The organism is Pseudomonas sp. SDI (assembly GCF_003105155.1).
Classification (GTDB): Bacteria; Pseudomonadota; Gammaproteobacteria; order Pseudomonadales; family Pseudomonadaceae; genus Aquipseudomonas.
On record NZ_QETK01000027.1, the window covers coordinates 56,847 to 68,616 of the forward strand.

Below are 11,770 nucleotides of genomic sequence, written 5' to 3' on the forward strand. Positions count from 1 at the left end.
ACTGGAGCACCGCCATGAGTACCCACGCCCGTGAAACCCGCCTGAGCATCCCGGCGATCCAACAGCGCAAAGGTGCTGGCAGCCTGGTTGCGCTGACCGCCTACAGCCTGCCGATGGCACGCTGGGTCGACCGCCACGCCGATGTGATCATCGTCGGCGATTCCGTCGGCATGGTCCTGTACGGCATGCCCAGCACCCTCGGCGTCAGCCTGGAGATGATGATCGCCCATGGCCAGGCAGTGATGCGCGGCTCGCAACGCGCCTGTGTGGTGGTCGACCTGCCATTCGGCAGTTACCAGGCCTCTCCCGAACAAGCCTTCCACAGCGCCGCACGGATGATCCGCGAAACTGGCGCCCAAGGGGTCAAGCTGGAGGGTGGCACAGAGATGGCCGAGACCGTGGCGTTTCTGGTGCAGCGCGGCATCCCGGTGATGGCGCACGTCGGGCTGATGCCGCAGCAGGTGAACAGCCAGGGCGGCTTCCGTGCGCAAGGCCGGGATGCCGCAAGCGCCGCGAAAGTGCGCGACGACGCACTGGCGATGCAGGCCGCCGGCGCGTTCGCGGTGGTGCTAGAGGGCATCGCCGAAGCGCTGGCCCGGCAGTTGAGCGAGCAATTGCAGATCCCCACCATCGGCATTGGCGCTTCGCCGGCTTGCGACGGCCAGGTGCTGGTGAGCGAGGATTTGCTGGGGTTGTTCGGCGAGTACCAGCCGCGCTTCGTCAAACGCTACGCCGATTTGCAGCCACAGATCGAAGCGGCGCTGGAGTGCTATGCCGCAGAGGTGCGGGCCGGCAGCTTCCCGAGCCTGGAGCATTGCTTCGGCGTGGGGCGCTAGCCGGCACCGTCTGGACAGTGGGTCGATTAGCTGACTTAATCGGCCCACTGCACTGCCAGAGCCTGTCATGTCCGATACCCGCCCGCCTGTTCTCGACGAAATCGACCGCCAACTGATCGCCGCCCTGCAGATCAACGCCCGCGAAAGTGTAGCCACGCTCGCCCGGCAGTTGGGCATCGCCCGCACCACGGTGACCTCGCGCCTGGCGCGACTGGAGAAAACCAAAGTCATCAGCGGCTATGGCGTGCGCCTGGGCCAACGGGTGATCGACGGCGGCTTGCAGGCCTATGTCGGAATCACCGTGCAACCGCGCTCCGGCAAGGACGTGGTGCGCCGGCTGAGTGCCATGGGGCAGATCCAGCAACTGTGTGCCGTCAGTGGCGAATTCGACTACGTGGCCTGGCTGCGCAGCGACTCGCCGGAACAGCTGGATCAACTGCTCGACCAGATCGGCAGTGTCGAAGGCGTGGAGAAAACCACCACCTCGATCATCCTGAGTAGCAAGGTGGATCGCGGGCAGCCGTTGTGACACGCGCGGAAACCATACAAGGCCGGGCCAAGCCCAACGCCCAAGCGGTGGCCCTGATTCGCCTGGTGCAGAAGTTTCCCGAGGCAGTGGAGCATCTGGCGGCATTGAGCTGAAGCCGGTCGCCGGCACCGCCGGCGATAGCGGCCCCTGTCATAACGACCGCAATCTTCGTCACAATGACCAAAATCAGCACAAAACGACAGCACTCTGCACCTTAATAACGAATACTCCACGCCCTAAAATGACCGCCAGGCATTTCCTATACTCAAGCTCCGCATCCCGCGCAGCCCCTGGCAAGGTCAATCATGAACAAGAACAATCGCCACCCCGCCGACGGCAAGCCGCCCATCACCATCTTCGGCCCGGATTTCCCCTTTGCCTTCGATGACTGGATCGAGCACCCGGCCGGCCTGGGCAGCATCCCCGCCGAACGGCAGGGTGAGGAAGTGGCGATTGTCGGTGCCGGAATCGCCGGCCTGGTCGCCGCCTACGAGCTGATGAAACTCGGCCTCAAGCCGGTCGTCTACGAAGCCTCGAAGATGGGCGGGCGTCTGCGCTCCCAGGCCTTCGCCGGCACCGAAGGGATCGTCGCCGAACTCGGCGGCATGCGTTTCCCGGTGTCCTCCACAGCGTTCTACCACTACGTCGATAAACTCGGCCTGCAAACCAAGCCCTTCCCCAACCCGCTCACCCCTGCCTCCGGCAGCACGGTGATCGACCTCGAAGGGCAGACCCACTACGCGGAAAAACTCAGCGACCTGCCCAAGCTGTTCCAGGAAGTCGCCGACGCCTGGGCCGATGCCCTGGAAGACGGCGCACGCTTCGGCGATATCCAGCAGGCGATCCGCGACCGCGACGTGCCGCGCCTCAAGGCACTGTGGAACACCCTGGTTCCGCTCTGGGACGACCGCACCTTCTACGACTTCGTCGCCACCTCGAAAGCCTTTGCCAAGCTAAGCTTCCTGCACCGCGAAGTGTTCGGCCAGGTTGGCTTCGGCACCGGCGGCTGGGACTCGGACTTCCCCAACTCGATGCTGGAAATCTTCCGCGTGGTGATGACCAACTGCGACGACCACCAGCATCTGGTCGTCGGGGGCGTCGAGCAGGTGCCGCTGGGCATCTGGCGCCATGTACCGGAGCGCTGCGCGCACTGGCCGGCTGGCACCAGCCTCAGTTCGCTGCACCGTGGCGCGCCGCGCCCCGGGGTAAAAAGCATCAGCCGCAACCGCGATGGCCAGCTGGCCGTGACCGACACCTGGGGCGACACCCGCCACTACGCCGCCGTGCTCACCACCTGCCAGAGCTGGCTGCTGACCACCCAGATCGAGTGCGAAGAATCGCTGTTCTCGCAGAAGATGTGGATGGCCCTGGACCGCACCCGCTACATGCAGTCGTCGAAAACCTTCGTCATGGTCGACCGACCATTCTGGAAGGACAAGGACCCGGTCACCGGCCGCGACACCCTGAGCATGACCCTCACCGACCGCCTTACCCGCGGCACCTACCTGTTCGACAATGGCGACGACAAGCCCGGCGTCATCTGCCTGTCCTACTCGTGGATGAGCGACGCCCTGAAGATGCTTCCGCACCCGGTGGAAAAACGCGTGAAGCTGGCCCTCGACGCACTGAAGAAGATCTACCCGAAAGTCGACATCGCCGGGCACATCATCGGCGACCCGATTACCGTGTCCTGGGAAGCCGACCCGCACTTCCTCGGTGCCTTCAAAGGCGCCCTGCCCGGCCACTATCGCTACAATCAGCGCATGTATGCACACTTCATGCAGCAGGACCTGCCGGCCGAGCAACGCGGTATCTTCATTGCCGGCGACGACGTGTCGTGGACCCCGGCCTGGGTCGAAGGCGCGGTACAGACCTCGCTCAACGCGGTGTGGGGCATCATGACCCACTTCGGTGGTCGCACCCATGCCGAGAACCCCGGCCCGGGCGACGTCTTCAACGAAATCGGCCCGATCGCCCTGGCCGACTGACAGGAGAACCCACATGCGCATCGCCCTCTACCAGGGCTCGCCGCTGCCGCTGGACGTACCCGGCAACCTCGAACGCCTGCATCAGCAGGCGCAAGTGGCCGCCGCCCGTGGCGCCGAGCTGCTGGTGTGCCCGGAAATGTTCCTCACCGGCTACAACATCGGCAGCGCCGCCGTGGCCCGCCTGGCGGAAGCCGAGGATGGCCCGTCGGCGCTGGCCGTGGTGGAGATCGCCCAGAGCAACCGCATCGCTATTGTCTACGGCTACCCGGAGCTGGCCGACGACGGTCAGGTCTACAACAGCGTGCAACTGATCGACGCTCACGGCAGCAGCCTGGGCAACTACCGTAAGACCCACCTGTTCGGCGGCCTCGACCGGGCGATGTTCAGCCCCGGCCCGGATCATTTCCCGGTGCTCGAACTGAACGGTTGGCGGCTGGGCATGCTGATCTGCTACGACATCGAGTTCCCGGAGAACGCCCGCCGCCTGGCCATGGCCGGCGCCGAGCTGATTCTGGTGCCGACGGCGAACATGGTGCCGTACGACTTCGTCTGCCAGGTGACCGTGCGCGCCCGCGCCTACGAAAACCAGTGCTACCTGGCCTATGCCAACTACTGCGGCACCGAGGCCGACATCCAGTATTGCGGGCAAAGCAGCATCGTCGGCCCCGACGGTAGCCTTCTCGCACTGGCCGGGCGCGACGAGACCTTGCTGCTCGCCGACCTGGAGTTGCGCCGCGTGCAGGAAGGCCGCGCCAACACGCCGTACCTGCAAGACCTGCGCACGGAACTCCAGCACAGGCCGCGCAACGGCTGATTTATCCGCTAGCATGACGGTTCGCGCCTAGCCGGAGCCGTCATGTCCACTGCTGTTCACCGCCTTACCTTGGCCAATGGCCTGCAGGTCAGCCTGCGCTGTGCACCGCACCTCAAGCGCAGTGCAGCCGCCGTGCGGGTGCAGGCCGGCAGCCACGATGCGCCTGCGGCCTGGCCGGGGCTGGCACACTTTCTCGAACACCTGCTGTTTCTCGGCACCGAGGCCTTCGCTATCGACGACGGCCTGATGCGTTACGTGCAGCGTCAGGGTGGCCAGGTGAACGCCAGCACCCGCGAGCGCAGTACCGATTTCTTCTTTGAAGTGCCGACCGCTGCTTTCGCCGGCGCCTTGCAGCGTCTGTGCGACATGCTGGCCCGGCCACGCTTCGACCGCCAGCGTCAGTTGCGCGAGCGCGAGGTGATCCACGCCGAGTTCATCGCCTGGTCGCGCAACCCCGCCGCGCAGCGCCAGCACGCCTTGCTGCAAGCGGTTTCGCCGCGCCATCCGTTGAGCGGCTTTCACGCCGGCAACCGCTACAGCCTGGCGGTTCACAGCGAGGCGTTTCAGGCGGCGCTGAGCGGTTTTCACCAGCGCTTTTATCAGGCCGGACAAATCACCCTGAGCCTCGCCGGGCCGCAGCCGCTGGATGCACTGGAAGCCCTGGCCCGGCAGTTCGGCGGGCTGTTTGCAGCGGCACCGCAGGTGGCCCAAAGTGCTCCGCCGCCGCTGACGGAAAGCACACCCCAGGTCGAGCAGTTGCCGCAACAACTGGATGTTCTGTTTGCCTGCGAACGACTACCGGCGGCCGATCAGGCCATCGCCTTCCTCGACACCTGGCTCGGCGACACCCGCCCCGGCGGCCTGCTCGCCGAGCTGCGCCAGCGTGGCTGGTTGCAGGCGTTCAGCTTCAACCCGCTGTACCAGCATGCCGGCCAGGCGCTGCTGCAGCTGAATTTTCAGCTCACGTCCAAGGCCACCCCAAACACGGTGCACGCCTTGCTTCGCGATTGGCTGGGGTTCTTCCGCGGTGCCGAGCTGAGCGCGGCCAATGAGGAATTCGCGCGCCTGCAGGCCAGCCGCGAACGCGCCGCCAGCGCCTTGGAGCTGGCCCGCTGCGACAGCGCCGGGCAGGCTTTCGCCGCCCTGAACCAGGCCGGCCTGGACGGCGTCAGTGCCCTGCTCGACAGCATGCTGGCTGGCCCGCCAAGGACGTCCCATGGCTGGCGCCTGCCCGCCGCAGAGCCGTTGCTCGATGCCCGGTCTCGCCCGACACCCGCCTGCCCGGCGCCCGCAGGCCTCAGCCTGAGCCCCGCGCTCCCGGCCACCCGCGCGCAGGGCTTTGTCTTCCTGCGCTGGCAGTTGACCTCAAGCCTGCGCGACCGGCTCTGGCGAGTGCTCGAACACAGCCTGCAACCACTCATCGAACGCGCCGCACGCGCGGCGGTAATACTGGCGTTCAGCGAGTGCGGGGCATTCTGGCAATTGCGTTGCTCCGGGCCGCCCGCCGCCGTGGTCGCGGTGCTCGAACAGGCCCTGGTGTTGCTCGGCGCCCCCGCCAATGCCAGCTGGAAAGCCGTACCGAGCAAGGCATCGAAGCTCGTCCCGATTCGACAACTGCTCGCAGCACTGCCCGCAGCGCTGATCGGCGACGATCCAGCGCCCGTGCCGTCCTGCCTGCTGGAGCCGGACCAGCTCGACGGGCTTTGGGCCCAGGCCATCTGGCAGGGCATGGCGACTGGCTTCGCCGGTGCCGACCAGTACAGCCTGAACCAGTTGCTGCGCGGCGTGCCGGGCCAGCCCGGCGCACAACCGATGCCCGTGCAGCCGCACACAAAATGCTGGCGGCAAGCCGCCCCAGCTGGCAACGAACAGGCCCTGCTGCTGTTCTGTTCGGTTCCAGCACACCAACAGGCCGCCTGGCGCTATCTGGCGCAGGCGCTGCAAGGCCCGTTCTATCAGCGCCTGCGCGTCGAACTGCAGCTGGGTTATGCCGTGTTCAGCGCATTCCGTCAGGTTCAGGGCGTCAGTGGGCTGGTGTTCGGTGTGCAATCGCCCAATGCCAGTCACGCGGAAATCATTGCTCACATAGAAGCATTTTTGCGCGGCTTCTGTGCAGAACCCTCACTCGATCTAGCGCTTCGTCGAACCTTGGCCGAGCAATTCGACGAAGCCGTGATGAGTAATGCCGAGGTTGCCGACTGGGCCTGGCAAGGGCAGCTCTCCGGCCTCGGCGAAACGGCGCTAGCCTCAATGAAGGCGGCCATCCTGCGGGTAAATGCCGAGCAGTTGGGCGACGCCGCCGGTCAGTTGCTCAGTGCCGAAAACGGCTGGCTGTGCCTGGCCAATGGCCCCGCCCCAGGCACCGACTGGCACTGATTCTTACCGTCCCTGCAAAAACGTTTCACGTACTATTTAACCAAGCGGTTCACATCTTTTAGTAAGATAGCGCAATCTGGCTACTGGAACCCCTCATGGCGAGGGTGGACTAAATTGGTAGCTACCGACCCCAAAACCAACCGGAAGGAGACCACCCATGTGGACCAAACCTGCTTACACCGACCTGCGCATCGGCTTTGAAGTGACCATGTACTTCGCCAGCCGTTAAGGCTACCGGTGCTTCAGCGCCTCGGTTCGCCGGGGCGTTTTCATTTTTGCCGGCGCAGGAGTAGCCATGTACATCCAGATTCTAGGTTCGGCCGCCGGTGGCGGTTTCCCGCAGTGGAACTGCAACTGTGTCAACTGCAAGGGTTACCGCGACGGTAGCCTGCGCGCCACGGCGCGGACCCAATCGTCGATCGCGCTGTCCGACGACGGCGTGCACTGGGTGCTGTGCAACGCCTCGCCGGACATCCGCGCGCAACTGCAAAGCTTCGCCCCGATGCAGCCAGCCCGCGCCCTGCGCGACAGCGGGATCGATGCGATCGTGCTGCTCGACAGCCAGATCGACCACACCACCGGCCTGCTCAGCCTGCGCGAAGGCTGCCCGCACCAGGTCTGGTGCACCGAGATGGTCCACCAGGACCTGAGCAGCGGCTTCCCGCTGTTCAACATCCTCAGCCACTGGAACGGCGGCCTGAACTGGCAGTGCATCGAACTCGACGCCAGCTTCGTCATCGACGCCTGCCCGAACCTGCGCTTTACCCCGTTCCCGCTGCGCAGCGCGGCCCCACCGTATTCGCCACACCGCTTCGACCCGCACCCGGGCGACAACCTCGGGCTGATGGTGGAAGACCTGCGCAGCGGCGGTACGCTGTTCTACGCGCCGGGCCTCGGCCAGGTCGATGCCGGGCTGCTGGCGAAGATGCAGCAGGCCGACTGCCTGCTGGTCGACGGCACGCTCTGGGAGGATGATGAGATGCAGCGTCGCGGTGTAGGCACGCGTACCGGCCGCGAGATGGGCCACCTGGCGCAGAACGGCCCCGGCGGCATGCTGGAGGTGCTGGAAGCCTTCCCCGAACAGCGCAAGGTGCTTATCCACATCAACAACACCAACCCGATCCTCGATGAAGACTCGGCGGAACGCGCCGAACTGGACCGCCGGGGCGTCGAAGTCGCCTACGACGGCATGAGCATCAAGCTGTAGGAACTGTCATGAGCGACGCTGTGCCACTGACCCCGGCCGAATTCGAGCAGGCCTTGCGCGCCAAGGGCGCCTATTACCACATCCATCACCCCTACCACGTGGCGATGTACCAGGGCCGCGCCAGCCGCGAGCAGATCCAGGGCTGGGTCGCCAATCGTTTCTACTATCAGGTGAACATCCCACTGAAGGATGCCGCGATCCTGGCCAACTGCCCGGACCGGGAGATTCGCCGCGAGTGGATTCAGCGCCTGCTCGACCACGACGGCGCGCCCGGCGAAGACGGCGGCATCGAAGCCTGGCTGCGCCTCGGCCAGGCCGTTGGCCTGGACCCCGACCAACTGCGCTCGCAGGAGCTGGTACTGCCCGGCGTGCGCTTTGCGGTAGACGCCTACGTCAACTTCGCCCGCCGCGCCAGCTGGCAGGAAGCCGCCAGCAGCTCGCTGACCGAGCTGTTCGCCCCGCAGATCCACCAGTCGCGCCTGGACAGCTGGCCGCAGCACTACCCATGGATCGACCCGGCCGGCTACGAGTACTTCCGCACCCGCCTCGGCCAGGCCCGGCGCGATGTGGAACACGGCCTGAGCATCACCCTGCAACACTACACCAGCGTCGAGGGCCAGCAGCGCATGCTGGACATTCTCCAGTTCAAGCTGGATATCCTCTGGAGCATGCTCGACGCCATGAGCATGGCCTACGAACTGAACCGCCCGCCGTACCACAGCGTCACGCGTGAACGGGTCTGGCACAAGGGGATCGCCTTATGAGTTTTGATCGCACGCTGACGCCGCGCTGGCGCCCGGGCTACCGCTTCCAGTACGAACCGGCGCAGAAGGCCCATGTCCTGCTGTACCCCGAGGGCATGATCAAGCTCAACGACAGCGCCGCGCTGATCGGCGAGCTGATCGACGGCGAACGCAATGTCGCCGCGATCATCGCCGTGCTCGACGCCCAATTCCCCGGCGTAGCGGAACTGCCGGACGACATCGAGCAGTTCATGGAGGTCGCCCGTGCCGAACACTGGATCGAACTTGCCTGAGCTGCCCGCCACGCCCGAGGTCGGCCTGCCGCTGTGGCTGCTGGCCGAGCTGACCTACCGTTGCCCGTTGCAATGCCCGTATTGCTCCAACCCGCTCGACTTCGCCGCCCAGGGCCAGGAGTTGAGCACCGCGCAATGGTTCCGGGTGATGGCCGAAGCGCGCGAAATGGGCGCTGCGCAGTTGGGCTTTTCCGGCGGCGAACCGCTGGTGCGTCAGGACCTTGCCGAACTGATCGGCGAAGGCCGGCGGCTGGGTTACTACACCAACCTGATCACCTCCGGCATCGGCCTCACCGAGCAGAAGATCGTCGACTTCAAGCAAGCCGGGCTGGACCATATCCAGATCAGCTTCCAGGCCAGCGACGAGCAGGTGAACAACATGCTCGCCGGCTCGAAGAAGGCCTTCGCGCATAAGCTGGAAATGGCCCGTGCGGTGAAAGCCCACGGTTACCCGATGGTGCTGAACTTCGTTATCCACCGGCACAACATCGACCAGATCGAGCGCATCATCGAGCTGTGCATCGCCCTCGAGGCCGACTTCGTCGAGCTCGCCACCTGCCAGTTCTACGGCTGGGCCCACCTCAACCGGGTCGGCCTGCTGCCCACCCGCGCCCAGCTGGAACGGGCCGAGCGCATCACCAATGAATACCGCGCCACGCTCAAGGCGGCCGGCAACCCGTGCAAGCTGATTTTCGTCACCCCGGACTACTACGAAGAGCGCCCCAAAGCCTGCATGAACGGCTGGGGCAGCGTGTTCCTCACCGTCACCCCGGACGGCACGGCGCTACCCTGCCATGGCGCGCGGCAATTGCCGGTGCAGTTTCCCAATGTGCGCGAACACAGCATGCAACACATCTGGTACGACTCGTTCGGCTTCAACCGCTATCGCGGCTATGCTTGGATGCCGGAGCCGTGCCGCTCCTGCGACGAGAAGGAAAAGGACTTCGGTGGCTGTCGCTGCCAGGCCTTCATGCTCACCGGCGACGCCAGCAATGCCGACCCGGTGTGCGCCAAGTCGGCGGACCACCGGATCATTCTTGCCGCGCGCGAGGAGGCCGAAACCGCCAGCCAGACCATCAACGAGATGACCTTGCGCAATGATCGAAACGCCCGCCTTATCGCCCGCGGCTGAGCCGTTCAGTGCTTCACAGGCGGTCGCCGCCGGCACCGACTACGCCGAACTGAAGGTCGGCCCGCAGGGGCTGTTCTGGAACGAGTTCCGCCCGCAGGACGGCGCCTGCCGGCTCTGGCACTGGCGCGACGGCCGGGCCCGCTGCCTGACCCCGGACGGTTTCAGCGTGCGCAGCCGGGTGTACGAATATGGTGGCGGTGGTTTCTGCCTGAGTGATGACGCCGTGCTGTTCGTCAACGAAGCCGACCAGCAGGTCTACCACCAGGACCTGCACGGCGGCCCGCCGCAGGCACTGACCAGCGGCGAGCGGCGTTATGGCGACTTGCGCTGGGCCGCCGGCCAGTTGCTGGCGGTTGAGGAAAGCCACACCGCGACGCAGGTCGAGCATCGTCTGGTAGCGTTGCAGCCGGGGCCGCGCCGGGTAGTGGCCGAAGGTGCCGATTTCTACGCCGCGCCGACCCTGAGCGACGACGGCCAGCGGCTGGCCTGGATCGAATGGCGACGCCCGGAACAACCCTGGACTGCCACCCGGCTGATGGCCAGCGAACGCGTGGCCGATGGCCGTTGGGGCGTGCCGCGCTGCGTGGCCGGCGACGCCAACGGCGCCGAGTCGCTGCAGCAGCCGTGCTTCGATGACCAGGCCCGACTGTATTGCCTGTCCGACCGCAATGGCTTCTGGCAGCCCTGGGGCGAAACCGCTGCAGGCTGGAGTGCACTGCCGGCATTGCCGGCCGATCATGCCGGCGCGCCGTGGCAACTGGGCGCCAGCACCTGGCTGGTGCTGGGCGAGAACCGTTACCTGGCGAGCTGGTTCGAAGGAGGGTTCAGCCGCCTCGGCCTGCGGCATGCCGACGGCACGCTGGAGGATTTCAGCGGCGCCTATACGCGCTTCCGCTGCCTGGACCGCGACGAACAGTTCATCTATGCGATTGCCGCCTCGGCGCACAGCTTGCCGGCAGTGATTGCCATCGACCGCACCAGCCACGCGGTGCAGGTGCTGGCCGGCGGCGCGCTGCCGCTACCCGCCGAGCACATCAGCCAGCCGCGCAGCATCCGCTACCCGAGTGGCGACAGCGAAGCGCATGGGTTCTTTTATCCGGCCTCGGGCAACACAGCGCGGCCACCGCTGGTGGTGTTCATCCATGGCGGGCCGACGTCGGCCTGCCAGCCGGTACTCGACCCGCGCATTCAGTACTGGACCCAGCGCGGTTTCGCCGTGGCCGACCTCAACTACCGTGGCAGTACCGGCTATGGCCGCGCCTATCGGCAGGCGCTGCACCTGCGCTGGGGCGAAGTGGATGTCGAGGATGCTTGTGCCGCCGTGGACTACCTGGCGGCGCAAGGCCTGATCGATCCGCAGCAGGCGTTCATTCGCGGCGGCAGCGCCGGCGGCTACACCACGCTGTGCGCACTGGCGTTTCGCGACGTGTTCCGGGCCGGGGCGAGCCTGTATGGGGTGAGCGATCCACTGGCGCTGACCCGCGCGACACACAAGTTCGAAGGCGACTACATGGACTGGCTGATCGGCGACCCGCAGCAGGACGTGGAGCGTTATCGCCAGCGTACGCCGCTGCTGTATGCCGGGCAGATCAAGGTGCCGGTGATCTTCTTCCAGGGCGAGTTGGACGCGGTGGTGGTGCCAGAACAGACACGGGCGATGCTCGAAGCGTTGCAGGCCAACGGCATCGAGGCGCAGGGGCATTTCTATGCCAATGAACGGCATGGTTTCCGTACTGCGGCAAACCTGGCGCATGCGCTGGAACAGGAATGGAAGTTCTATCGGGCGGTGCTGGCTTCATCGCGGGACTAGCCCGCGCCCACAGAAGCACTGCGGACCACTGTGGGCGCGGGC

General features: G+C 65.8%; 11 protein-coding genes and 1 pseudogene. All 12 read left to right on the forward strand.

Features of this window, described 5'->3' with window-relative positions; translation table 11 throughout:
• Positions 1–14 precede the first annotated feature (14 nt).
• The 12 genes and pseudogenes from panB (at position 15) to DCO48_RS17795 (ending at position 11,728) form a co-directional block, all read left to right on the forward strand.
• Entirely contained in the window at positions 15–836 is an 822-nt protein-coding gene (panB, locus tag DCO48_RS17740) for a 3-methyl-2-oxobutanoate hydroxymethyltransferase (protein ID WP_116551911.1), read from the forward strand.
• A gap of 67 nt (positions 837–903) precedes the next feature.
• Complete coding sequence (locus DCO48_RS17745) at positions 904–1,365, forward strand: Lrp/AsnC family transcriptional regulator (protein ID WP_116551912.1); 462 nt, start codon at positions 904–906, stop codon at positions 1,363–1,365.
• Positions 1,366–1,382: 17 nt separating this feature from the next.
• Positions 1,383–1,478 (forward strand): annotated as a pseudogene (locus DCO48_RS23020) (transcriptional regulator); the annotation flags it as partial.
• Between the two features lie 192 nt (positions 1,479–1,670).
• On the forward strand, positions 1,671–3,353 hold the full coding sequence (locus tag DCO48_RS17755) for an NAD(P)/FAD-dependent oxidoreductase (protein WP_116551913.1): 1,683 nt from the start codon (positions 1,671–1,673) through the stop codon (positions 3,351–3,353).
• 13 nt (positions 3,354–3,366) lie between these two features.
• Entirely contained in the window at positions 3,367–4,167 is an 801-nt protein-coding gene (locus tag DCO48_RS17760) for a carbon-nitrogen hydrolase family protein (protein WP_116551914.1), read from the forward strand.
• 42 nt (positions 4,168–4,209) lie between these two features.
• Positions 4,210–6,543 carry a pyrroloquinoline quinone biosynthesis protein PqqF gene (gene pqqF / locus DCO48_RS17765; RefSeq protein WP_116551915.1) on the forward strand — a complete coding sequence of 778 codons (2,334 nt, stop codon included), beginning with the start codon at positions 4,210–4,212 and terminating at the stop codon, positions 6,541–6,543.
• A 157-nt stretch (positions 6,544–6,700) separates the two neighbouring features.
• The gene (gene pqqA / locus DCO48_RS17770) at positions 6,701–6,772 is read left to right on the forward strand and encodes a pyrroloquinoline quinone precursor peptide PqqA (protein ID WP_008365141.1); all 72 of its coding nucleotides are present in this window, start codon (positions 6,701–6,703) and stop codon (positions 6,770–6,772) included.
• A gap of 66 nt (positions 6,773–6,838) precedes the next feature.
• Positions 6,839–7,750, forward strand: a complete 912-nt coding sequence (gene pqqB, locus DCO48_RS17775) for a pyrroloquinoline quinone biosynthesis protein PqqB (RefSeq protein WP_116551916.1) — start codon at positions 6,839–6,841, stop codon at positions 7,748–7,750.
• Positions 7,751–7,758: 8 nt separating this feature from the next.
• Complete coding sequence (pqqC, locus tag DCO48_RS17780) at positions 7,759–8,514, forward strand: pyrroloquinoline-quinone synthase PqqC (RefSeq protein ID WP_116551917.1); 756 nt, start codon at positions 7,759–7,761, stop codon at positions 8,512–8,514.
• The gene (gene pqqD, locus DCO48_RS17785; protein ID WP_116551918.1) at positions 8,511–8,786 is read left to right on the forward strand and encodes a pyrroloquinoline quinone biosynthesis peptide chaperone PqqD; all 276 of its coding nucleotides are present in this window, start codon (positions 8,511–8,513) and stop codon (positions 8,784–8,786) included. Before pqqC ends, pqqD begins: the two co-directional genes overlap by 4 nt.
• Positions 8,758–9,918, forward strand: coding sequence for a pyrroloquinoline quinone biosynthesis protein PqqE (gene pqqE, locus DCO48_RS17790; RefSeq protein ID WP_116551919.1), 1,161 nt, complete (start codon positions 8,758–8,760; stop codon positions 9,916–9,918). Before pqqD ends, pqqE begins: the two co-directional genes overlap by 29 nt.
• A complete protein-coding gene (locus DCO48_RS17795; RefSeq protein ID WP_116551920.1) occupies positions 9,884–11,728 on the forward strand; it encodes a S9 family peptidase in 1,845 nt (614 codons plus the stop codon). Before pqqE ends, DCO48_RS17795 begins: the two co-directional genes overlap by 35 nt.
• Positions 11,729–11,770: the final 42 nt, after the last annotated feature.